Here is a 23,014-nt window from a genome sequence, read left to right on the forward strand (position 1 = left end):
AAAGCAGCTTAACGCGGTGCCACCATATCCGCAGGCACGACCAGTTCGTCAAACTCTTCGCCTGTCAGCAAGCCCAGCTCAATGGCGGTTTCGCGCAGGGATTTGTCGTTTTTGTAGGCGGTTTTGGCGACTTTGGCGGCGTTTTCGTAGCCGATTTTGCGGTTGAGCGCGGTAACCAGCATCAGCGAGTGGTGCAGGAAATAGTCGATTTTTTCCGGCACGGGTTTGATGCCGACGGCGCAGTTTTCGTTGAAACTGTTGCAGGCGTCGCCGAGTAAGCGCACGGATTGCAGCAGGTTGTAGGCAATCATCGGCATGTACACGTTCAGTTCGAAGTTGCCCGACGCACCGGCCATGCCGATGGCGACGTCGTTGCCGAACACTTGGCAGCACACCATGGTCATGGCTTCGCACTGGGTGGGGTTCACTTTGCCGGGCATGATGGACGAGCCGGGTTCGTTTTCGGGGATTTTGATTTCGCCCAAGCCGCAGCGCGGGCCGGAGGCGAGCCAGCGGATGTCGTTGGCGATTTTGTTCAGGCTGGCGGCAAGGGTTTTGAGTGCGCCCGAGGCGTACACGGCGGCATCGCGTCCGGCCAATGCTTCAAATTTGTTCGGCGCGGTAACAAACGGCAAACCAGAAAACTCGGCCAGGCGCGCGGCGGCTTTGGCGGCGTATTCGGGGTGGCTGTTCAAACCTGTGCCGACGGCGGTACCGCCCAAGGGCAGTTCGTACAAGCCTTTGAGCGCGTCTTGCAGGCGGTCTAAACCGTGGTCAAGCTGGGAAACGTAGCCGGAAAATTCCTGACCCAAAGTCAGCGGAGTCGCGTCTTGCAAATGGGTGCGGCCGATTTTCACGATAGGCGCGAACGCTTTGGCTTTTTTGTCCAGCGTGTCGCGCAGGGCTTTAACGGCGGGAATCAGCAGGCGGTTGATTTCAATCGCGGCGGCGACGTGGATGGCGGTGGGGAAGCTGTCGTTGGTGGACTGGGCGTGGTTCACATGGTCGTTGGGGTGCACGGGCTGATAGGCGGCCAAGCCAGTGCCTGCGATTTCGTTGGCGCGGTTGGCCAGCACTTCGTTCATGTTCATATTGGACTGCGTGCCCGAACCGGTCTGCCACACCACCAGCGGAAACTGGCCGTCGAGCTTGCCTGCGAGTACGTCATCGGCAGCCTGCACAATCAAATCCGCCTGTTCCTGCTTGATGCGGCCAAGCGCAGCATTGGTGTGGGCAGCAGCTTTTTTCACCAGCGCCATCGCGTGAATCATCGGCTGCGGCAGGGTTTCGCCGCCGATTTTGAAATTCTGGCGGCTGCGCTGGGTTTGCGCGCCCCAATAGGCTTCAGACGGCACTTCAACATTGCCCATGGTGTCGTGTTCGGTACGGGTGCTCATAAGGTTTCTCCTGTTTGACAAGGTGGAAAGAAAACGGCGTTTTCCGTGCCGTCTCTGCAAATTGATTATAGCTATTGTTTGCATAACTTTGCAAACCGCCTTTTCAGACGGCCTGTTTGCCGCCTTTTTGTAAACGTGTTCTAATGCGTTTTCCCTTCCAACGCAAAGGCAAAAGCCATGTCCCACGCCCCCGTTATCCGTTCCCTGCTCGACACCGACCTGTACAAATTCACCATGCTACAAGTCGTGCTGCACCAGTTTCCGCAGGCGCACGGCGTGTACGAATTCCGCTGCCGCAACAATGAAGACACGGTTTACCCGCTGGCCGAAATCCGCGCGGAACTCGAAGCCGAGCTTGACGCGCTGTGCACCCTCAAACTCACGCAGGACGAACTGGACTACCTGCGCGGCCTGCGCTTCATCAAAAGCGATTTCGTCGATTACCTCGAACTGTTCCAGCTCAAACGCCGCTTCGTAACGGTAACGACCGACGAGGCCGGCCGACTGCACATCCGTGTTGAAGGGCCGATGATACAGGCCATGTTCTTTGAAATTTACATCTTGGCCATCGTCAACGAACTCTACTTCCGCCGTTTGGAAACGCCCGAAGTACTGGCCGAAGGCGAACGCCGCCTGCAAGAAAAGGCAGCCCGCCTGAAAACCTTTGCCGGCAACCAAAATCCCGAAGACCCGCCGTTTCTCGTTTCCGACTTCGGCACGCGCCGCCGCTACACCCTCGCCTGGCAGGAACACGTCGTGCGCACCCTGCACCAAGCCGCGCCCGATGCGTTCAGGGGCACCAGCAACGTCTATCTGGCGAAAAAACTCGGCCTCACCCCCATCGGCACCATGGCGCACGAATTTTTGCAGGCCTTCCAAGCCCTGCACGTGCGCCTGCGCGACTTTCAGACGGCCGCCCTCGAAGCCTGGGTGCACGAATACCGCGGCGACTTGGGCATCGCGCTGACAGACGTGGTCGGCATGGACGCCTTCCTGCGCGATTTCGACCTCTACTTCGCCAAACTCTTCGACGGCCTGCGCCATGACAGCGGCGACCCCTACGAATGGGGCGACAAAGCCTATGCCCACTACAAAAATCTCAAAATCGACAGCCGCACCAAAATGCTCACCTTTTCAGACGGCCTCGACATCGAACGTTCATGGGCGTTGCACCAATATTTCAAAGACCGCTTCAAAACCAGCTTCGGCATCGGCACCAACCTCACCAACGACCTCGGCCACACGCCGCTGAACATAGTCTTGAAACTGGTGGAATGCAACGGCCAGTCCGTCGCCAAACTGTCCGACAGCCCGGGCAAAACCATGACCCACAACGACACCTTCCTGGCCTACTTGCGCCAAACGTTCCAAATCCCCGAACCGAAATAAACGGCAGACCGTCTGAAACCCATAAATTCAGGCGGCCTTTTCCGAACTGCGAATCTGCCGCACCAAAAAAACGCCGAATGCAGGCAAACCGACAAAACAGCCCTCCTGCCGCCCCAAACGGCGGGGTTTCAACCATAAAGGAAATTTCGATGAAAACCCATTCCGACATTCCCGCACGCAAACATATCTTGTTAAACATCACAACCGTCCTGACGGTTGCCGCATTGGCCGCCTGCCAGCCGGCCACCCCGCCACACGAATCGGGTATACAAAAAAACAGCGCGGCAAAAGAAAGTTTGGCTTTGGACGGGGCTGCCGACAAACCGATACCGGCCGAAGCGCCCGCCGCAGTGGCGTATTCGCCTGCCGCCGTATACGATGTACAGGAAACCGCCCCACACGTTACCAACACCGAACGCTACCAGAAGCAGCCTGAAAACCCCGTCAAAGCCGTTGCCCAAGAGCCCGTTTCCACCTTCAGCATCGACGTCGACACCGGCAGCTACGCCAACGTGCGCCGCTTCCTCAACAACGGCCGCCTGCCGCCCAAAGACGCCGTGCGCATCGAAGAAATCGTCAACTACTTCCCCTATTCCTACCCCTTGCCGCAAGACGGCCGCCCCTTCGCCGTGCACACCCAAACTGTCGATTCGCCGTGGCAGCCTGAAGCCAAGCTCATCAAAATCGGCATACAGGCGCAGGATGCCGCCAAGAAAAACCTGCCCCCCGCCAACCTCGTTTTCCTGGTGGACGTTTCCGGCAGCATGGCCGAGCCCGACAAACTGCCGCTGGTCAAAAAAACCCTGCGCATTCTCACCGAACAGCTGCGCCCGCAAGACAAAGTCACCATCATCACCTACGCCTCCGGCGAAAAACTCGTCCTGCCGCCCACCTCCGGCAAAGACAAAGACACCATCCTGCGCGCCGTCAACAGCCTTGAAGCAGACGGCGCCACATCGGGCGAACGCGCCCTCAGAATGGCCTACGAAGAAGCGCAAAAAGCCTTCGTCAAAAACGGCATCAACCGCATCCTGCTGACCACCGACGGCGACTTCAACGTCGGCGTGTCCGATACCGAAACCCTCAAATCCATGGTCGCCGAAAAACGCAAAAGCGGCATCTCGCTCAGCACCTTAGGCTTCGGCACCGACAACTACAACGAAGAGATGATGGAACAAATCGCCGACGCGGGCGACGGCAACTACAGCTACATCGACAACGAAAAAGAAGCGAAAAAAGTGCTGCAACACCAGCTCACCTCCACCCTCGCCACCGTTGCCCAAGACGTCAAAATCCAAGTCGAATTCAACCCCGCCACGGTTAAAGAATATCGCCTCGTCGGCTACACCAACCGCACCCTGCGCAACGAAGACTTCAACAACGACAAAGTCGATGCCGGCGACATCGGCTCCGGCCACAGCGTCACCGCCCTTTACGAAATCATCCCGCAGGGCAAAACCGGCTGGCTGGATAACTCCCGCTACCAGAAAGCCCCCGCCGCAGACGGCAGCAAAAACGAATACGCCTACGTCAAAGTGCGCTACAAACTGCCCGGCCAAAGCGCGAGCAAACTGATCGAGCAGCCCGTGCCCGCCCGCAGCATCCCGCTTGCCCAAGCCGACACCGACACCCGCCTAGCCCTGGCCGCCGCCTCCTACGCCCAACAACTGCGCGGCGGCGAATACAACGGCAAACTCGACTGGAATGCCGTCGAAAAAATGGCCGCCGACACCCGCGCCCACGACCCCTTCGGCCTGCTTGCCGAGTTCCGAGAACTCGTCGGCATTGCCAAAAGTTTGAGCAGCAAGCAGCCTGAAAAACAGGGCGAGTAAACCGCAAAGGCCGTCTGAAAACGGGTAAACGGTTTTCAGACGGCCTCAACACCCGCAAATCTTTTACCGCCGTCATGCCCGCGTTTATGCCCCGAAGGGGTACAGGCGGGAACGACGGCACCGATTGTTTTTCAGGCCGTCTGAAACCCCTTCAGAAACGTCATTCCCGCGTAGGCGGGGATGGCCTCCCACCAACCGAACAAGGAACAACCCGATATGGACTTAACCGAAACCCGAATCGGCAGCGAACCGATTTACGAAGGCTCGTTTGTCACCATCTCCCGCGACACCGTGCGCCTGCCCAACGGCAACGAGGGGCAGCGCGTCGTTATCCGCCACCCCGGCGCGGCCTGCGTGCTGGCGGAAACGGCCGACGGCGAAATCGTCTTCGTGCGCCAATGGCGTTACGCACTGGGCGCGCCGCTGCTCGAACTGCCCGCAGGCAAACTCGATGCGGGCGAAGACCCCGCCGCCTGCGCCCTGCGCGAGCTGGCCGAAGAAACGCCCTACGCCGCCGAGCGCGCCGAGTTAATCGCCACTTTCTACACCGCCCCCGGCTTCTGCGACGAAAAAATGTATCTCTACCGCGCCGCCAACGTCAGCAAAACCAGCACCCTGCAGCCCGACCGCGACGAATTTGTCGAAACCGTCCTGCTCACGCGCAACGAAGTGCGCCGCGCCCTTGAAAACAACGAAATCCAAGACGGCAAAACCCTGATCGCCCTGCAACACTGGCTGTTGCAGGAGGCCGTCTGAAAAACGGTTTTTCAGACGGCCTCTTGCTGTCAAAAGCACGGCAAAGCCTTTATAATCGCGGCCTTTCCCGCCAGACAAAACACAACGGAGCACAATCATGGACTTTGCAAAAGCACGTTTCAATATGGTCGAACAACAAATCCGCCCGTGGGACGTGTTGGACTTCGACATTCTCGACGCGCTGGATGCCATCCCGCGCGAAGCCTTCGTCAGCCGGGAGCAGCAGGGCTATGCCTATGCCGATCTGACGCTCGCCCTGCCCAACGGCAGCGCCATGCTCGAACCGAAAGTCGTCGCCCGCCTGATACAGGGGCTTGCCCTGAAAAAAACCGACAAAGTGCTGGAAATCGGCACCGGCTCGGGCTACGCCTCTGCGGTGCTCGCCAAACTCGCGGGCGAAGTCGTCACCGTAGACATCGACCCCGAACAGCAGCAGCGCGCCCAAACCGTGCTCGATAGCCTGGGTTTCGACAACATCGTCTACGCCCAAGGCGACGGCCTCGCCACGCAGAACGCTGCCGCCCCGTTTGACGCCATTTATGTCGGCGGCGCGGCCGAGGGCGTGCCCGAAGTACTGAAAAACCAGCTCAAAGACGGCGGCAGGCTGGTGATCGTTACCGGCCGCAACCCCGTGCAGCGCGCCCGCCTGATTACCCGCGAGGGCGAGAAATTCGGCGAAAAAATCCTCTTCGACACCATGATTCCCTATCTGAGCGACAAAACCGCCAAGCCTTTCGGCGACTTCGATTTTTAAAACCTGTTCAACACGCCGCGCAGGAGCGATGTTTGGCGCAGGCCGTCTGAATTTCAGACGGCCTGCACTCTTTCGCCCCTGCTTCAAGGAATGTAATCCATGACCGACATCACCCAACTCACCCCGCACGAACTGCAAGCGCTCCTGGCCGAACAGCCCGACACGCTGCTGCTCGACGTGCGCGAGCCGGAAGAAACCGCCCTCTGCGCCCTGCCCGGCAGCGTGCCCATCCCGATGGGCGAACTGGCGATGCGCCATAACGAACTGCCCGACGATACGCCCATCGCCGTCTACTGCCACCACGGCATCCGCAGCCAATACTGCGCCCTCTATCTGGCCGACGCGGGCTTTGCGCCGCTCTACAACCTCAAAGGCGGCATCGACGCCTGGGCACGGGATCTCGAGCCCGATATGCCGCGCTACTGAGCGCAAAGCGGCCGCCCGCCGCCCCGAGGCCGTCTGAAAAAAGGCCGTCTGAAAGCGCAAACCCGCTTTCAGACGGCCTTATTCTTTATCGGCATATCCCCTAAATCCAACCCAACGTATTGGCAAACACCAGCACAATCGCTACCGGAGCGATAAAGCGCAGCGTGTTGAGCCACAGGATCAGCACCGCCTGCGGCACGGTGCTGCCCTCGCGCATATGTTCCAGCACCGCCGCGCGGTTTTGCAGCCAGCCGACGAACACCGACACGCTCAGCGCGCTCAGCGGCATAATTAGCGCGGTAATCATATAGTCCCACAGGTCAAACAGCGTCTTACCGAAAAACTTCACCTCCGCCATCACGCCGAAGGACAGCGCCGACGGAATACCGACGAGAAAAATCGCCGTGCCGATCAGCCAGGTGCGGCTGCTGCGCTTGCTTTCGTCTTCGCGGATCACCGCCGCAATCACCGTTTCCAGCATCGAAAACGCCGAAGTCAGCGTGGCGAACACCACTAGCAGCATAAACACCGCAAACAGCACGCCGCCGAAGGGAATCTTCATAAATACCGCAGGCAGCACCATAAAAATCAGCCCCGGCCCGGAACTGGGCTCGAAACCGAAGGCGAACACGGCGGGGAAAATCACCAGCCCGGCTAGCAGCGACACAAACAGATTCATCCACATAATGCTGTGTCCCGAGCGGAACAAGTCCTGCTTGTTGTCCAAATAAGAGGCATAAGTAATCATCGTCGACACACCGATGCTCAGCGCAAAAAACGCCTGCCCCAGCGCGGTCAGCATCGACTGCGGCGTGAAATACGACCAGTCCGGTTTCAGCAGGAAAGACACGCCCGCCATCGCATCAGGCAGCGTCAGCGAGCGCACCGCCAACACGACAAACAGCACAAACAGCGCGGGCATCATATAGCGGTTGGCCTTCTCGATGCCGTCTGAAATCCCGCTTTTCACCACCCACACCGTCATCAGCATAAACAGCCCCTGATAGGCAATCGAGCCGACGGGATCGGCAATCGTCGCCGAGAACAGCGCGCCGAAATCCGCGCCCGCGTGAATCTCACCCGTAAAGGCGTGCACCACATAATTGAGCACCCAGCCGCCGACCACACTGTAAAACGACAGCAGCACAAAGCAGGCGAACACGCCCAAACGCCCCACCCACGGCCAGATTCTGCTCGACGAGAGCGCTTTGAACGAATCCACCGCATTCTTGCCGCTCTTGCGGCCGATATAAAACTCGGCAAGCTGCACCGGCAGCGCCACCAAAACGGTAAACAGCAGAAACAGCAGGAAAAAAACCGCACCGCCGTTGGTGCCGGCGGTGTAGGGAAATTTCCAGATTGCGCCCAGGCCGATGGCCGAGCCTGCAGCGGACAAAATAAAACCGATCTTGGAAGACCAGCTCGAAGGGGTTTTCATCGCGTAAACCTGTCTTATTGTTAAAAAGAAGCGCGCGATTTTAACAAAAAGGCCGTCTGAAAAAAGCGCCCGCCGCGATAAGGCAGGCTTTGTGCCGAAGAGCCCCGCAACACGCATTTATCTTTCCGAAAAACCTGTTTTCAAAACACGATATTCCGAAATTCTCTTTTAAAAGACGTTTTATATCGTTTTAAAACGTTAAGGCCGTCTGAAATATTACGCAGCCGTATAATCGCGCCTTTTTTCAGACGGCCTCTTCTTTACACTCCGTAACAACTCCCTACCGACCGCGCCACCAAAACATAACATGAAAAAAAGCCTGTCCGTTATCCTAGGGCGTGTTGACATTCAGCTTGCGAGACGGTTTTTTGAGTAAAAAATGCCCGAATGCAAGGAAAAAAGCGCAGCAAGGTTGGATACCTTGCGAGCATTTTTGACGCGGCAGGCGGGTATTTTTTGCCAAAAACACCGCCGCAAGGCTGATTGTCAACACACCCTAGATAGCCGAAGCCTACTCCGCCGGACTGATGACCCGCGTCGCCCTGCCCATGCTGTTTAACGCCGTGCCCCGCCCCAACGGCTTCATGCAGATATCGCGCGGCGACACCTCCCTGATGCGCCTGGCCAAAGAACAGGGCTACACCAACCACTTCCACAGCGCCCAGGCCGAAGGCGAAATGCGGATAATGAACCTGCTGGGCATGAAGTGGATCGACCGCCTCACCTACTCCGGCAGCTTCGGATTCGGCGCGGAAGAAAGCATGCCCGACAAAAACCTCGTCAAACAGCTCAAAGAAACCGACCTGTCGCAGGGCAGGCATTTCATCGTCCTCCACCAGCGGGGCTCGCATATGCCCTACGGCAAGCTGCTCGAACCGCAGGAGCAGGTATTCGGCACGGCCTCGCAAACCGACAAATACGACAACACCGTCCGCCAAACCGACACCGTCCGCGACGAAATCCTCCAACACCTGCAAAGCACGGGCGGCAGCGACTGAATTTTCATCTACACCTCCGACCACGGCCAGCTCGTCAACGACAAAGACGCCGCAGCGGGCGTTTGGCACGAAGACGTCTACACCGTGCCCCTGATGGTTTACACCCCCGACAGCGCCTTGCAGGCACAGGTCAGACAAACCTTCTCCGCCTGCCGCCGCAACCACCACTACCAACTGTCTGCCTGGATAATCGGCCTGCTCGGCTACAACTACCCCGCCGCCCCCTGCCTACCCGCCTATGTGACGGGCAACATCCTCAGCGGCGACGCCGGATATATGGAAATCGACGCAAACGGCAACCGGAAGATGATCGGCAACTGAACGCCGCCTTGCGGCTTGCAAAACGCAGACAGAGGCCGTCTGAAAAAACCACATCCGCGTTTTTTTAGACGGCCTCAACCTTTCAGACGGCCTTTCAGATTTGAAAACCACGTTTTCACTCCGTTTAAGCTTTCCTTTCAGACGGCCTTTCGGGTTTCAGGCCGATTTGAGGCCGTTTCCGCCTTCGCGGGAATGACGTTTCTGAAACCTATCGGACAACGGCGTCCCCTCTCCCGCCAGTACCCCTTCGGAGCATAAACGGGTTAGGGCTAGGGTGAGATGTGCACCGCTGCGGAAATTTTTCGGGAGCGGCTGCGGCGGGAAATGCAGTTCTGCGAACTGCCACCCCCACCCCGACCCTCCCCCGCGCTTGGGGTGTACATTGGGCGCAGAGGAGGGAGTAAGGTGCACGGCGGGATTTTTGATTTCAGACGGCCTTTCGGGTTTGAAAACCACGTTTTCATTCCGTTTAAACTTCGCTTTCAGACGGCCTTTCGGATTTCAGGCCGATTTGAGGCCGTCTGAAAACCCTGTTTTGCAGGCTTTCAGACGGCCTCCCCCTTTCACCCCCGCCCTGCAGCCGGTACTCATACAAAGCCGCGCCGAGGGCTTCGACTGCGGCGCGTACGCGGGCGGGTTGTTCGCGGTTGAGGGTAACGAGGTAAATCGGGATTTTCGGCAGCGTCCATTGCGGCAGGATTTCGATTAGGCGGCCTTGGGCGAATTCGCCGTCAAACTCGGCGCGGGCGCGCACGGCGATGCCGAAGCCTTTGAGCAAAAGTTCTTTGGATAACAATCCGTTGTTGCACAGCATTCGGGCTTTGGGGGCGATGCGGACGCTGCCTTGTGCGGCATGGGTAAACACGTATTCGGCGGGCGCGGCATCTATCCATTGCTGGGCGGGCAGGTCTTGCGGCGTACGGATGGCGGGTGCGGCGGCGAGATAGTCGGGGCTGGCGCAGAGTACGCTTTCGGTTTCCAAGAGTTTGCGGGCGATGAGCTGCGGGTCGTTGAGGGCGTGTGCGCCGCCGCGTATGGCGATGTCGATTTGTTGGCGGTAGAGGTTGCTGAAGCTGTCGTCCACGTGCCATTCGACGGTGAGCGCGGGGTGTTGCGCGAGCAGGTTTTTCAGGCTGTCGGCAATCGGCAGCGCGCTTACGGAAGTGAAGCTGGCGATACGCAGTGTGCCTTCGATTTCGGTTTTCTGCTGCTCCAAAATCCGATGGGCGCGCTCTGCGCCGTGCAGCATTTGCAGGCAGGCTTGGTAAAAGGCTTCGCCGGCGTTGGTGGACGAGAGGCTGCGCGTGGTGCGGTTGAGCAGCTTGATGCCGTGCTGCTGTTCGAGCTTGGACACGGCAAGGCTGACGGTGGACACGGTCAGACCCAAGGCTTTTGCCGCCTGCTGCATGGACTGGTGTTTGATGACTTCGGCGAATATCGCCATGGCGCGGAAATCGTGCATATCGGTTTTCTCTAATGTTTTTTAAATGCCGCTATTCCTGAGCAGGCGGGAATCTTGGTTGGCATTCGGCTATTTCTGATAGAACAATCGGCCGGTTAAAGGGTAGAAAAGATTCCCGCCTGCGCGGGAATGACGGCATTTAGGAAGTTGGCTTGCTAAGCATTCAGGCCACCTGAAACCCCGATTATTTGAAACAATCAAAAAGTTTTTTCATCATTATGCGGTTTTTCTCTGCCAATAGCCAGCCTACAATGCAGCCATTCCCTTTCGGGCAACTGATTTTAAGGAGCAGCAAATGGAAAAAACCGTGCCGCAACATCTGCAAAACCATCGCGGTTTCGCCCGCGCCTTCCGCCCGGGCAGGCTCACGCTGGGCATTATTTCGCCGTTTATGGGCTACGCCGATTCGCCCTTTCCCGACATGAGCGACTTCACCGCGCTGGTGAAACAGGCCGACAACAGCGGGCTGGGTGCGCTGTGGGTGCGCGACGTGCCGTTTTACGACCCCAATTTCGGCGACGCGGGGCAAATGTACGACATCACCGCCACGCTGGGTTATCTCGCCGCGCTCACCGAACACATCACCATCGGCTCGGCGGGCTACGTTTCGCCGCTGCGCGAGCCGATACTCACCGCCAAAGAAGCCGCCTCCGTCGACCAGATGAGCGGCGGGCGTTTTGTGTTGGGTCTGGCAGGCGGCGACCGCCCCAGCGAATACCCCGCCTTTGCCAAAGAGTTTGACAACCGCGCCGAGCGTTTCCAAGAAAACTGGCAAACCATCCGCCGCCTCACCGAGCAGAGCTTCCCGCGCTTCGACACCGCACACGGCGGCCGCTTTTACGGCAATTTGGATTTAACCCCCAAGCCGACCCAATCGCGCCTGCCGATGATGACCGTCGGCCGCGCGCGGCAGGATTTGCGCTGGATTGCCAACGAATCCGACGGCTGGCTGTGGTATTCCGCCGACCTGCCGCACCTGAAAAAACTCTTGGCGGAACTCGATGCGTTGAACGAAAGCGGCATCTGGCGGCCGTTTGGCACGTGCAACTTCGTCGAGCTTTTGGAAGACGCAGACGCGCCGCTGCAAGTGTTCAACGGCATCTACCTGCGCGGTGGTCATAAAGCCATTGCCGACTTTTACGCGCAGCAGCAGGAAATCGGCGTCTCGCACATCGTCGCCAATCTCAAACCCACCCGCCGCCCGCCGCTGGAAACCATGCAGGACTTTTTGGAAAACATCGTGTCGCAGTTTGATGCGGGCAAATAAAACTGAAGGCCGTCTGAAAACCCCAAACAGGGTTTTCAGACGGCCTTTTTGATTTTTCAGACGGCCTCCCGCCCTTCCCGCGTTGATGCCTGTGCAGACACGGATAACGCCGCTTCGGCAGATTGGCGGAGCAACGCTTTCAGGCTGCCTGTACGCGGTGATGCCAGTCGCGGATGATTTGGCTCGTGGCGGTTTGCATATCGGCGCAGCGCACCAGCGTGCCGCGGTTGTGCGGGATGCGCGCGCTGCCGTCTGCCCAATCAAGCACGCGTACGGGGCGGCGGTGCGCCATCCAGCGGCTGTGCGGGTCGGGATCGTCGGCGGGGGCGGCGGTGTAGGCGTCGCCCGCCACTTCCACCAGCGCCACCAACTCCCCGCCCCGTTTGACGGCGACAATATCGCCCGTCTGCATGGTTTCGTGAAACGCGCGAATTGCCGCCGCGCCCTGCGGCCACTCGCCCAGGCCGATAATGCCGCGTGTCAGGATGCCCGCCAGATGCGGCGCAAACTCGGCGGCTTGGCCGCTTGGGTGGATTTGCATATGCCAGTAGTTCATGGTTTTGCCTTTGGCTTGGGGCAGCCTGAAAAAAGGGGTTTTCAGACGGCCTCATGGTTTTCATTGCGTCGGAGTTTGCGGCTTTCAGGCTGCCTTTGCGGCCGTCTGAAACTTGTCGGGCTGCTGCGTCCCTCTCCCGCTTGCGGGGGAGGGCTGGGGTGGGGGCGCAGGCCGCTGTGGAAACTTTTGCGGGATATCGGCAAACGCAGTTCTGCGAACTGCCACCCCCACCCCGACCCTCCCCCGCGCAAGCTGTACAGACCGGACACATAGGTAACACCTGTGCGGGGACATGGGTAACAGTTTTTCGGGCAGTTTAGCAGAAGTCGTTCAGGTCAATCCGGCCGAGGCGGTAGAAGCAGAAATAGACTTCGTACACACCGTCTTCGCTTGGTACCGGACGGCAGGCTACGGTTTGTCCGACCAGCCCTTTGCCGATGCGTATCTGCCGACCCAGCAGGCTGATGTGGCCGTTGATGTCCGTTTTGCGCACTAAGTCTCCCGGCGGGTATTCGACCGGTGCCAAGTGTTCGGGAAATTCCCTCGGGCTGCTGCGGTAGTGTTGCGAAGGGGTGTCCAGTCCCAGTGCTTCATGCGGCCTTTCGTGGTTGTAGCAGTGCCGCCAGCTGTCAAATGCCTGCTGTGCCTGCTCGGGGGCTGTTGGCAACCGGCCTTGCGGCAGTGTTTTTGGTAAAAATCCGCGACTGCCGCGTCAAAAATGCTTGCAAGGTGTCCAACCTTGCTGTGCTTTTTTCCTTGCATCCGCGAATTTTTCCTCAAAAAACCGCTTCGCAAGCTGATTGCCAACAGCCCCGCCGAAGGTTCTGCCTTTGAGCACTTCGGCTTTCAGGCTGCGGTGGAAACGTTCGTCTTTGCCGTTGGTCTGCGGGTGCAGCGGACGGCTGCGGCCGGGGAGGATACCCAGGCGGATAAGCCATGCGGCCAGGCGGGATTGTCAAAGGCTTCTTTTCAAACGGCCTCTGTCTGATTGGGCTGCCTTTGCGGTAAGATTGGCCGTCTGAAACTTCTGTTTACCCGCAAAGGAATCCTTATGCATACCCTCACCCTCAACAACGGCGTAAAAATCCCGCTGCTCGGCTTCGGCGTGTACCAAATCCCGCCGCAAGACACAGAACAGGCCGTTATCCATGCCGTCGAAGCGGGCTACCGCCATATCGACACCGCGCAGGCCTATCTGAACGAAAGCGAAGTCGGCCGCGGCATCGCGCATTGCGGCGTGGCGCGGGAAGACTTGTTCGTTACCACCAAAATCTGGGTGGAAAACGCGGGCGAGGCCGCTGCCGAAGCCTCGCTGCACCGCTCCTTAGGCCGTCTGAACCTCGACTACATCGACATGGTGCTGGTACACCAGCCCTACGGCGACTACTACGGCACCTGGCGCACGCTGGAAAAATGGCAGGCCGCAGGGAAAATCCGCGCCATCGGCGTGAGCAACTTCGCGCCCGAACGCGCCGTGGATTTGGGCGTATTCAACCGCGTGATGCCGCAGGCAGACCAAATCGAAGTCAACCCCTTCCACCAGCGGCTGCGCGAAGCCGCCGAATTGCAGGCCGAAGGCATCGCCGTGCAGGCGTGGGCGCCGTTTGCCGAAGGGCAGCACGGCATTTTTGAAAACCCCACGCTCTGCGCCATCGGCGCGAAACACGGCAAATCGGCGGCGCAGGTCATCATCCGCTGGCTGGTGGAACGCAATATCGTGGTGCTGGCCAAATCCGCCCGCCGCGAGCGCATGGCGGAAAACCTCGACGTGTTCGACTTCGCGCTCGACGATGCAGACAAAGCCGCCATCGCCGCGCTCGAATCCGGCCGCAGCCTCTTTACCCGCGAACCGGTAGAACGCGTGAAATGGGCGCACGGACTGGCTTTCAACATATAACAAACCGGCAAAAGGCCGTCTGAAACCCTTTCAAACGGCCTCCCACCCAAAAAGGAATCCCGACATGAACCTGCGTATCGGCCAAGGCTACGACGTACACCAGCTCGTCCCCGGCCGCCCCCTCATCCTCGGCGGCGTCGCCATCCCCTTCGACAAAGGCCTGCTCGGCCATTCCGACGCCGACGCCCTCCTGCACGCCCTCACCGACGCCCTACTCGGCGCGGCGGGGCTGGGCGACATCGGCAGCCACTTCCCCGACACCGCCGCCGAATTCAAAAACGCCGACAGCCGCGTCCTCCTGCGTGCCGCCTACCAAAGCGTGCGGGAAGCGGGCTGGCGCGTCGTCAACGCCGACACCACCGTCATCGCCCAGCAGCCCAAACTCGCCCCCCACATTCCCGCCATACGCGCCAACATCGCCGCCGACCTCGGACTCCCCGAAAGCTGCGTCAACATCAAAGGCAAAACCAACGAAAAACTCGGCTACCTCGGCCGCAGCGAAGCCATCGAAGCCCAAGCCGCCGTCCTCCTCGCCCCGATCGACAACGCCTTCACACCCCCTCCCGCCGTTCAGACGGCCTAAACCGCCCGAAAGTCCAAAGGCCGTCTGAAAACCGCAAACACGCTTTCAGACGGCCTCCTGCCCTTGCCGACATGACCCCAAACCACAACAAACTTCCCGACCTGCCGCCTTTTTGCAGCCCCCGCTGGCTCGTCGGCGGCCACCTGCAAAGCATCTACGCCAAGATGCGGCAAAGCCCGCCGCCCGCCTACCGCCGCGAGCTGCTGCCCGACAGCTACGGCGAAGACCTGGCCGCCTACGATTTCGTCGACGCGGCCAACCCCGACGCGCCGCTGGTCATCCTCTTCCACGGCCTCGAAGGCAGCAGCCGCAGCCACTACGCCGTCGAACTCATGCACGCCGTGCAGGCGTGCGGCTGGCACGGCGTCGTCGCCCATTTCAGAAGTTGCGGCGGCGTTCCCGCCAAACGCAAATACCACAGCGGCGACACCCGCGAAATTGCCCACATGCTCGGCCTGCTCGCCGCGCGCTACCGCGAAATCTACGCCGTCGGCGTCTCCCTCGGCGGCAACGCGCTGGCCAAATACCTCGGCGAACAAGGCCGTCTGAACGCGCCCGCCGTGCCGCGCGCCGCCGCCGTCCTCTCCGCCCCCGTCAACCTCGCCGCCTCGGGCGCTGCCCTCGAGAGCGGCCTGCCGCGCCTCATCTACACCCGCTATTTCCTTAGCAGCCTGCTGGCGAAAATGCCGCCGTCCGATCGCAAAATCCGCACCCTCGGCGATTTCGACAACGCCTACACCGCCCCCATGCACGGCTTCGCCGACAAAGACGACTACTACCGCCAAGCCGCCGCCCTGCCCTACCTGTGCAACATCGCCGTGCCCACCCTGATCGTCAACGCCAAAAACGACCCCTTCCTGCCCGCGCGTTTTCTGCCAGCCGAACATGACGTTTCCCCGCAAGTGCGCCTGCTGCAACCCGAACACGGCGGCCATGCGGGCTTTGTCTCCGGCGGCAGCCTCGGCCATCTGCGCTGGCTGCCCGAAACCGTGCTGCGTTTTTTCGACCAAGTCCGCCGCGCCAACGGCAAAGAGGCCGTCTGAACACGCGCCGACCGCCGAAAACCGCCCCCGCAACCTTTTCCTTTTTTTCAGACGGCCTCCTCATGCCCGCACCCACCCTTATCCTGCTCCACTTCACCCGCAACCTGCGCCTTGCCGCCAACCCCGCCCTGAACGCGGCGCTGCGCTTTGGCCTGCCCGTGGCGGGCGTGTTCGTCTGGCCGCAGCACGCCAACCCGCGCCAACAGACCTTTCTGCGGCAAACGCTGGCCGAACTTTCAGACGGCCTCGCCGCACACGGCATCCCGCTGCACGTTTTGCACGGCAGCGCCGCAGACGCCCTAAACGGCCTGATGGCGCGTCACCCGTCCGCCCGCCTCGTCACAGCGCAGGCCGTACGCCTGGCCGGCAGCGAAGCCGCAAACCGCGTGCTGCGCGTACAGGAAGAAATCCTCGCCGTGCCCGTCATGCGCCACGGCGCCGATGCCGCGCCGCCGCCCGATTTTTCCGTGTTCCGGCAAGCATGGCTGCGGCAGGCGCAGGCCGACGACGGCGCAGACGGCGAACCCGATTGGGCGGCGGCAGAGCGCATACAGCGCGGCCTGCCCGAAGAGCTGCGCGACGTACCGCCGCTGCCCGACGCCCCCGACGCGCCGCTGTTGCAGCAGGGCGGCGAAACCGCGGCGCAGGCCGCCTGGCGCGCGTTCGTTCCCAAACTGGCGCTCTACCCCCTGCTCAAAGACCTGCCCGCGCAAAAAGGCACATCGCAGCTCTCCGCCGCCCTGCGCTTCGGCCTCCTGTCAGTGCGCGCCCTCGCCCGCGAAGCCCTGCGCCAAGACGCGCCGCAATGGCTCGAAGGCTTGGTTTACGCCGACTACTGCCGCCGCAAAATGCCGTTTTCAGACGGCCTGTGGACGTGGGAAAACGGCGGCCTGCGCGAAATCCTGCCGAGCGCGCCGCCGCCCGAAACACCCGCCGCCGACAGCGCCCGCAGCGAAGCCCTGAGTCGCTGGCAGCGCGGCGAAACGGGCGTGCCGCTTGTCGACGCCGCCATGCGCTCGCTCGTGCGCAGCGGCTGGCTGCACCCGCGCCTGCGCCTGCTGTGCGCCGCCTTCCCCGCCGCCCTGCCCGATATGCCCGCTGCGGCGGCAGAACGCTTTTTCGCCGACACCCTCGCCGACTACGACCCCGCCCTCTGCCGCGCCGGCTGTCGGGAAGCAGCGGCAGGCCGTCTGAAAAACCCCTTCGTCCAATCGCAGCACCTCGACCCCGACGGCCGCTTCATCCGCAGCCACCTGCCCGAACTGGCACACCTGGACAGCAGCCTGATCCACGCACCGCACCGCGCAGGCAGCGGCATCGAGCGCAACGGCTACCCCGCACCGATGGCGGATTTCTGAGCGCGCGGCATCGAAACAAAGGCCGTCTGAAACCCGAAAGGCCGTCTGAAAACCCGTAAAAGCGGTTTTCAGACGGCCTTTTGCGTTTGTGCGGCGGGTTCGGCTAATGGTGGCGGCTGTGGCCGTTATCGGCGTCTTCGGTTTGGCAGTAGAGATGGTCGCCGTGGGTATGGTCTTGCGCGTCGGTTTGCAGGGTGATGTGGCCGATGCCTTTGCCGCGCGCCAGCTCTTCCACGGTGCGGACGACGACCTGCGCTTCGCGCACGGTGAGCGCGCCGTCGAGTACGAGGTGGGCGGATAGCAGGTGGCGGCTGCTGGTGAGTGTCCAGATGTGCAGGTCGTGCACGCCCAGCACCTGCGGCACGGCGCGGATTTCGGCAACCAGCGCGGCTTGGTCGATATGCGGCGGCGCGCCCTGCATCAGGATGTGCAGGGTGTGGCGCAGCACGGAAGCGCCGCTGTTGGCGATAAGCAGGGCGATGAGTACGCTGATAACGGGGTCGGCCCAGCGCCAGTCGAAAAACATCAGCAGCAGGGCGGCGGCCACGGCGCCCAGCGAGCCGAGCAGGTCGCCCAAAACGTGCAGGTAGGCGCTTTTCATGTTGATATTTTCGTGCACGCTGCCGCGGCTGTGCATATAGCGGGCGACGAAAAGGTTGACGGCCAGTCCGACGGCGCCCACCGCCAACATGCCCGCGCCGGCAACGGCGGGCGGGTTGTCCAGCCGTTCGACGGCTTCGATCACGACGAACACGGCAATTGCCAGCAGGGTGAGGCCGTTGAACAGGGCAAAGAGGATTTCGGCGCGTTTGTAGCCGAAGGTCTGGCTGCTGTTCACTGCTTTTTCGCCGAGTTTGAAGGCTAAAAGCGACAGGCCGACGGAAAGGGCGTCGGAGAGCATGTGTCCAGCGTCGGAGAGCAGCGCCAGCGAGCCGGTGGCGAGGCCGCCGACGATTTCCACCAGCATATAGCCCGCGATGATGAAGAAGGACACGGCCAGCACTTTTTTGTTGGCGGTGTGGCCGTGGCCGTGGGCATGGTCGTGATGATGGCCGGCGCTCATGTTCTGCTCCTTATTCCTTATGTGGGAAACGGCAGATTGTATAGTGAAACAAAATAGGAAAGATACAAGGCAGCAAGCCGCAGACAGTACAAGTAGTACGGCAAGGCGCAGCAACGCCGTAGATTTTCTATTTTGTTTCACTATAGCCGAAAGGGGGCGAGACGGGGTTTTCAGACGGCCTAAAACGGAAAAGGCCGTCTAAAAATGATTCAGACGGCCTGAGGGGCAAACGGAATACCTTAGGGTCTGTTGACAATCAGCGTTGCGGCGGTGTTTTTGGCAAAAAATACCCGCCTGCCGCGTCAAAAATGCTCGCAAGGTGTCCAACCTTGCTGTGCTTTTTTCCTTGCATTTGGGCATTTTTTACTCAAAAAACCGTCTCGCAAGCTGAATGTCAACAGGCCCTAGAAATCCAGATGCGAGGAGAGAACCTGACCATCGGCGGCGTTGACGCGCACTTCGTATTTGCGTGCGCCGTTAACCGTTCCCACTTCATATACTGGCAGGTCGCGTTTGTATTTCAACTCGGCTTCTTTGGCGCGGCCGCCGGTTTTCGTTTCGGCGGCGGCAATGGCCTGTTTCAGCGAAATGCCGGTCTGCGGCACGGGGCGGCGCGGTTTGCTGTCGTAGTCGGGGCGGCTGTCGATGATGCTGCCGTTGGCGGCGTCGACGAATACTTCGGTCTCTTCGCTGCCGTTCATGATTTCGACTTTGTAGTAGCTTTGGCCGTGTTTGTGGCGGAAGTCGACGTCGACGGCCTGTCCTTTGACTTTGGCCAGCGCGTAATCGACGGCTTGGGCGGCGCTGATTTTGCTTTGCGCGAGGGCGGCGTGTTTGCTGCCGGGAACCATGCCTGCGGCGTAGGCGCCCGCGCCTGCGGTGCTCAGGAGGGCGGCGGTGACGAGGGCGGCGATGATGCTTTTTTTGTTGGCTTTCATAAGGTTTCTTTCTTTGGTGTCTGAATGATGGCTAAAGGATAATCGGAAAACGGAAAATCAATAGTCGATGCGCTCTTTGATGATTTTCAGGTCGGGGTAGGAGAGCACGATGTCGTATTTGCGGCCGTTTTTATAGGCGTCGATGTCCAAAACGGGTTTGCCGCGACGGTCGTCGGCTTCGACTTCTTGAACCTGATAGCCGCGTTTTTCCAGCATTTTCACTGCTTTGGTGCGGTTTTGCTCGAAATTCCTGTCGCTGTAAATCTGACGCTCGATGTGGTCGTCGGCAAAAGAAGCGGCGGCGGTGAGGGCGATCAGGGCGGTGAAGAGGGATTTTTTCATGTCGGATTCCTTTTTTCGGTTTGAGGTAAATGGGGCGGGATGTTTTTCTGCTGCCATCCCTTTCGATGGAGCGCATTAAACCAAAGCAAGATTAAGCGAATCTTAAGAAGGCATTTTGATGCGGATTTTTATTCAATCTATTGTTTTTAAAACAAACAAATTTAATTGCCCGTTTGGTATACGCGTTTTGTTTATAGTGAGTCAAAATAAAAAAGATACAAAGCAGCAAGCCGCAGACAGTACAGGTAGTACGACAAGGCGCAGCAACGCCGTAGATTTTTTATTTTGGCTCACTATTAAGCTTTCCTTAATCAAACCGTGCTTTAATACAGGCCGTCTGAACGCCTTTCAGACGGCCTCTCACTCATACGGAATCTCCCATGCGCATATTGTTGATAGAAGACGACCCCCACATCGGCGACGGCATCGCCGCCGGTTTGAAAAAGCTCGGCATGGCCGCCGACTGGTTTTCAGACGGCCTCCAAGGGCGCGACGCCGCCGCCCTCGCGCCTTACGACGCCGCCGTGCTCGACCTCGGCCTGCCGGGCATGGACGGTATGGAAGTCTTGCGTGCGTGGCGGCAAAGCGGCCTGAGCTTTCCCGTGTTAATCCTCACCGCCCGCGACGCGCTGCCCGACCGCCTCGCCGGTTTGAACGGCGGCGCGGACGACTATTTGTGTAAACCCTTTGCCCTCGAAGAACTCGCCGCGCGGCTCAACGCCCTCGTGCGCCGCAGCCAAGGGCGCAGCGACAGCGGCCTGACCTTCGGCCGTCTGAAACTCGACACCGCCGCGCAAACGGCCACCCTCGGCGGCGAGCCGCTCGACCTGACCGCCCGCGAATGGCGTCTGCTCGAAATGCTGGTGTCCAAGCCCAAACACATCGTCAGCCGCGCGCAAATCGAAGACCGCCTCTACGGCTGGGAGCAGGAAGTGGAAAGCAACGCCGTGGAAGTGCACATCCACAACCTGCGCAAAAAAATCGGCGCTTCCGTTATCCAAACCAAGCGCGGACTGGGCTACTGCCTCGGCGAAGCGCCCTAGGGCTGTTTGCATCTGGTTTGCAATGCAAGGCCGTCTGAAAACCATATCCCCCGCCATCACAGTTTTCAGACGGCCTCACCGATACAGAGGCCGTCTGCCCTCCCCAATCACTGACAACACGCCATGCCCCTTTTCAAAACCCTGCCGCCCGAAACCGCCATCCGCACCCGCCTGTTCTACTATCTGGCGGGCGGCCTGTTTGCCGTCTGGCTCGTTACCAACGCCGTTTCCCTCACCCTCGCCCTGAACGAGCTCAACGAATCGGCCGACAGCCAGATAAGCGAACTCGCCCGCGCCCTGCCCTATATCGACATCGAAGACGACGAACACGACGACGATGCCGACGATGAAGACGAAGACGACGCCGAAGGCCAAGCCGACTGGGAAACCATCCTCCTGCCCAAAATCAAACACAGCTTTGAAGAAGCGCGGCGCGGCAGTGCCAAAGACAAACACAACGGCATCGCCATCTGGGACAAACGCGGCCGCCTGCTTTTGGCCGACGAAAAAGGCCGCCGCATTCCCTTCAGCGACACCCCCGGCTTCACCGACACCGCCCCCGTCTGGAGCGACGACAGCTGGCGCGTCGTCTACTACCGCAACGACGCCACCGGCCTCACCGCCGCCGTTGCCCAACGCTGGCACGAACGCCTCGAAATGCTCTGGCACATCGTCTGGGTGCAGCTTGCCGCCTCCCTGTTCGTCCTACCCCTGCTCGCCATCCTCCTGCATCTGGCCGTCAAACGCAGCATCCGCCCGCTCGATCTGCTGGCGCGCGAACTCTCCGAACGCCGCGCTGACAACCTTACCCCCGTTACCCACGCCGTACCCAAAGAAACCCAAGCTGTCGTCAACGCCCTCAACCGCCTGCTCGAGCGCGTTCAGACGGCCTCCGAGCGCGAAAAACGCTTCACCGCCGACGCCGCACACGAACTGCGCAGCCCGCTGGCCGCGCTCAAAGTGCAAAGCGAAGTGCTCGCCCTCAGCGACCCCGACGAGCAGCCGCACCACCTGCACCAAATCCGCCAAAGCCTCGAACGCGCCGAACACCTCATCAACCAGCTCCTCACCCTCGCCCGCCTCGACCCCGAAAGCGGCCTCGCGCGGCGCGAAGACATCGATTGGGAAACCCTCAGCGGCCAAGTTTTGCAACAGGCCAACACCGCCGCCCGCGAAAAACGCATCCGCCTCAAACGCGACTTCGCCGGCCGCCCCCTGCCGCTGCAAGGCGACCCCGTTTTGCTGCAACTCATGTTGCGCAACCTCATCGACAACGCCGTGCGCCACTCGCCTAAAGAGAGCGAAGTCGGCCTGTACTTCTACCCCGAGCGCATCGAAATCCGCGACCACGGAGCCGGCATCGCCGCCGAACACCTGCCGCGCATCAAAGAACGCTTCTACCGCCCCGCCGGACAAAACGGCCAAGGCAGCGGCCTCGGCCTCTCCATCGTCGAACAGATCGCCGCCCTGCACGGCCTGACCCTGCGCTTGGAAAACCGCCGCGAAGGCGGCCTGAGCGCGTGGATAGAACAGGCCGTCTGAAAGGCCGTCTGAAAAAAAACAAAGGCCGTCTGAAAACAGGTTTTCAAAACAGGCCGTAGAGCCACACGCCCAGCAGGGTCAGCACGATGGCGGCGGCGCAGCCGATTTTGGCGGCCGTGCCGACAATGAAGCCGACGAAGGCGCCGAGGCCGACTTTTCCCGCGCGCAAGGCTTCGCGGCGGGCGGCGAATTCGCCTGCGGCCGCGCCGAGCAGCGGGCCGAGCAGCAGGCCGGGGATGCCGAAGAAAGCTCCGGCGATGCCGCCGAAAAACGAGCCCCACAGCGCTTCGCGGCTCGCGCCGGTGAATTTGGCGCCGAGCACGCCCGCGACGTAGTCGGTGGCCGTGCCGATGGCGGCGAGGATGCCGACGGCGGCAATCGTGCCGCCGCCTATCGTTTGGTAGCCGTCGGCATAACCGAGCAGCCACGCGCCCGCAAACATCAGTATCAGGCCGGGCAGCGCGGGATAAACCGTGCCGAACAGACCGGCGGCCAAGGCGGCAATGCCGAGGATAATCAGGAAAACGGTCATGGGTGTCCTTTCGTAGGGAGGCCGTCTGAAACGGTTTCAGACGGCCTCAAACAAGGCTTTCAGACGGCCTGTGCACT

General features: G+C 60.4%; 21 protein-coding genes and 2 pseudogenes. 13 read left to right on the plus strand and 10 right to left on the minus strand.

Going from position 1 to position 23,014, the window contains the following annotated elements; genetic code table 11:
* Window positions 1-8: 8 nt before the first annotated feature.
* The gene (gene fumC / locus ACLD9W_RS03535; RefSeq protein WP_410840722.1) at window positions 9-1,397 is read right to left on the minus strand and encodes a class II fumarate hydratase; all 1,389 of its coding nucleotides are present in this window, start codon (window positions 1,395-1,397) and stop codon (window positions 9-11) included.
* 177 nt (window positions 1,398-1,574) lie between these two features.
* Between fumC and pncB the strand changes: the two genes are divergently transcribed.
* The 5 genes from pncB (at window position 1,575) to ACLD9W_RS03560 (ending at window position 6,554) form a co-directional block, all read left to right on the plus strand.
* Complete coding sequence (gene pncB / locus ACLD9W_RS03540) at window positions 1,575-2,786, plus strand: nicotinate phosphoribosyltransferase (RefSeq protein ID WP_410840723.1); 1,212 nt, start codon at window positions 1,575-1,577, stop codon at window positions 2,784-2,786.
* Between the two features lie 149 nt (window positions 2,787-2,935).
* Window positions 2,936-4,618 (plus strand): vWA domain-containing protein, encoded by a 1,683-nt coding sequence (locus tag ACLD9W_RS03545; RefSeq protein ID WP_410840724.1) that lies wholly within the window; start codon window positions 2,936-2,938, stop codon window positions 4,616-4,618.
* Between the two features lie 216 nt (window positions 4,619-4,834).
* Window positions 4,835-5,374, plus strand: a complete 540-nt coding sequence (locus tag ACLD9W_RS03550; protein ID WP_410840725.1) for an NUDIX hydrolase — start codon at window positions 4,835-4,837, stop codon at window positions 5,372-5,374.
* 97 nt (window positions 5,375-5,471) lie between these two features.
* The gene (locus tag ACLD9W_RS03555) at window positions 5,472-6,128 is read left to right on the plus strand and encodes a protein-L-isoaspartate O-methyltransferase family protein (RefSeq protein WP_410840726.1); all 657 of its coding nucleotides are present in this window, start codon (window positions 5,472-5,474) and stop codon (window positions 6,126-6,128) included.
* A 99-nt stretch (window positions 6,129-6,227) separates the two neighbouring features.
* Window positions 6,228-6,554 carry a rhodanese-like domain-containing protein gene (locus tag ACLD9W_RS03560; RefSeq protein WP_410840727.1) on the plus strand — a complete coding sequence of 109 codons (327 nt, stop codon included), beginning with the start codon at window positions 6,228-6,230 and terminating at the stop codon, window positions 6,552-6,554.
* Between the two features lie 100 nt (window positions 6,555-6,654).
* Here ACLD9W_RS03560 and ACLD9W_RS03565 read toward each other — a convergent pair whose 3' ends face one another.
* On the minus strand, window positions 6,655-7,992 hold the full coding sequence (locus tag ACLD9W_RS03565; RefSeq protein WP_410840728.1) for a sodium-dependent transporter: 1,338 nt from the start codon (window positions 7,990-7,992) through the stop codon (window positions 6,655-6,657).
* Between the two features lie 500 nt (window positions 7,993-8,492).
* Between ACLD9W_RS03565 and ACLD9W_RS03570 the strand changes: the two are divergent.
* Window positions 8,493-9,311: pseudogene (locus ACLD9W_RS03570) on the plus strand (sulfatase-like hydrolase/transferase).
* Window positions 9,312-9,780: 469 nt separating this feature from the next.
* On the opposite strand, the gene ACLD9W_RS03575 reads toward ACLD9W_RS03570, so the two are convergent.
* On the minus strand, window positions 9,781-10,773 hold the full coding sequence (locus ACLD9W_RS03575) for a LysR family transcriptional regulator (protein ID WP_410840729.1): 993 nt from the start codon (window positions 10,771-10,773) through the stop codon (window positions 9,781-9,783).
* A 295-nt stretch (window positions 10,774-11,068) separates the two neighbouring features.
* Here ACLD9W_RS03575 and ACLD9W_RS03580 point away from each other — a divergent pair, with 295 nt between their 5' ends.
* Window positions 11,069-12,040 (plus strand): TIGR03571 family LLM class oxidoreductase, encoded by a 972-nt coding sequence (locus ACLD9W_RS03580; protein WP_009427304.1) that lies wholly within the window; start codon window positions 11,069-11,071, stop codon window positions 12,038-12,040.
* Window positions 12,041-12,179: 139 nt separating this feature from the next.
* Here the strand turns inward: ACLD9W_RS03580 and ACLD9W_RS03585 are convergent, their stop codons facing one another.
* The 3 genes and pseudogenes from ACLD9W_RS03585 to ACLD9W_RS03595 all read right to left on the minus strand — a co-directional run.
* Window positions 12,180-12,596 carry a pyruvate kinase gene (locus ACLD9W_RS03585; protein ID WP_410840730.1) on the minus strand — a complete coding sequence of 139 codons (417 nt, stop codon included), beginning with the start codon at window positions 12,594-12,596 and terminating at the stop codon, window positions 12,180-12,182.
* A 316-nt stretch (window positions 12,597-12,912) separates the two neighbouring features.
* On the minus strand, window positions 12,913-13,263 hold the full coding sequence (locus tag ACLD9W_RS03590; RefSeq protein ID WP_410840731.1) for an integrase core domain-containing protein: 351 nt from the start codon (window positions 13,261-13,263) through the stop codon (window positions 12,913-12,915).
* 150 nt (window positions 13,264-13,413) lie between these two features.
* Window positions 13,414-13,548 (minus strand): annotated as a pseudogene (locus tag ACLD9W_RS03595) (IS481 family transposase); the annotation flags it as partial.
* 99 nt (window positions 13,549-13,647) lie between these two features.
* On the opposite strand from ACLD9W_RS03595, the gene ACLD9W_RS03600 reads away from it, so the two are divergent.
* The 4 genes from ACLD9W_RS03600 to ACLD9W_RS03615 all read left to right on the plus strand — a co-directional run bounded on the left by ACLD9W_RS03600 (window position 13,648) and on the right by ACLD9W_RS03615 (window position 17,477).
* On the plus strand, window positions 13,648-14,493 hold the full coding sequence (locus tag ACLD9W_RS03600) for an aldo/keto reductase (protein ID WP_410840732.1): 846 nt from the start codon (window positions 13,648-13,650) through the stop codon (window positions 14,491-14,493).
* A gap of 64 nt (window positions 14,494-14,557) precedes the next feature.
* Window positions 14,558-15,076: a 2-C-methyl-D-erythritol 2,4-cyclodiphosphate synthase gene (gene ispF / locus ACLD9W_RS03605; RefSeq protein ID WP_410840733.1), complete on the plus strand. Its 519-nt coding sequence runs from the start codon at window positions 14,558-14,560 to the stop codon at window positions 15,074-15,076.
* Between the two features lie 71 nt (window positions 15,077-15,147).
* The gene (locus ACLD9W_RS03610) at window positions 15,148-16,119 is read left to right on the plus strand and encodes a YheT family hydrolase (RefSeq protein ID WP_410840734.1); all 972 of its coding nucleotides are present in this window, start codon (window positions 15,148-15,150) and stop codon (window positions 16,117-16,119) included.
* A gap of 62 nt (window positions 16,120-16,181) precedes the next feature.
* On the plus strand, window positions 16,182-17,477 hold the full coding sequence (locus ACLD9W_RS03615; RefSeq protein WP_410840735.1) for an FAD-binding domain-containing protein: 1,296 nt from the start codon (window positions 16,182-16,184) through the stop codon (window positions 17,475-17,477).
* 103 nt (window positions 17,478-17,580) lie between these two features.
* Here the strand turns inward: ACLD9W_RS03615 and ACLD9W_RS03620 are convergent, their stop codons facing one another.
* From ACLD9W_RS03620 to ACLD9W_RS03630, 3 genes are all read right to left on the minus strand, one after another.
* Window positions 17,581-18,540: a cation diffusion facilitator family transporter gene (locus ACLD9W_RS03620; protein WP_410840736.1), complete on the minus strand. Its 960-nt coding sequence runs from the start codon at window positions 18,538-18,540 to the stop codon at window positions 17,581-17,583.
* A 404-nt stretch (window positions 18,541-18,944) separates the two neighbouring features.
* Window positions 18,945-19,478 carry a PepSY domain-containing protein gene (locus ACLD9W_RS03625; RefSeq protein WP_410840737.1) on the minus strand — a complete coding sequence of 178 codons (534 nt, stop codon included), beginning with the start codon at window positions 19,476-19,478 and terminating at the stop codon, window positions 18,945-18,947.
* Window positions 19,479-19,535: 57 nt separating this feature from the next.
* A complete protein-coding gene (locus tag ACLD9W_RS03630) occupies window positions 19,536-19,820 on the minus strand; it encodes a PepSY domain-containing protein (RefSeq protein ID WP_410840738.1) in 285 nt (94 codons plus the stop codon).
* Between the two features lie 380 nt (window positions 19,821-20,200).
* Here ACLD9W_RS03630 and ACLD9W_RS03635 point away from each other — a divergent pair, with 380 nt between their 5' ends.
* Window positions 20,201-20,863 (plus strand): winged helix-turn-helix domain-containing protein, encoded by a 663-nt coding sequence (locus ACLD9W_RS03635; protein WP_410840739.1) that lies wholly within the window; start codon window positions 20,201-20,203, stop codon window positions 20,861-20,863.
* Window positions 20,864-20,986: 123 nt separating this feature from the next.
* A complete protein-coding gene (locus ACLD9W_RS03640; RefSeq protein WP_410840740.1) occupies window positions 20,987-22,405 on the plus strand; it encodes an ATP-binding protein in 1,419 nt (472 codons plus the stop codon).
* A 43-nt stretch (window positions 22,406-22,448) separates the two neighbouring features.
* Here ACLD9W_RS03640 and ACLD9W_RS03645 read toward each other — a convergent pair whose 3' ends face one another.
* Window positions 22,449-22,937, minus strand: coding sequence for a DUF456 domain-containing protein (locus tag ACLD9W_RS03645; RefSeq protein ID WP_410840741.1), 489 nt, complete (start codon window positions 22,935-22,937; stop codon window positions 22,449-22,451).
* Window positions 22,938-23,014: the final 77 nt, after the last annotated feature.

Source organism: Neisseria sp. WLZKY-1 (genome assembly GCF_046546535.1).
GTDB lineage: Bacteria > Pseudomonadota > Gammaproteobacteria > Burkholderiales > Neisseriaceae > Neisseria.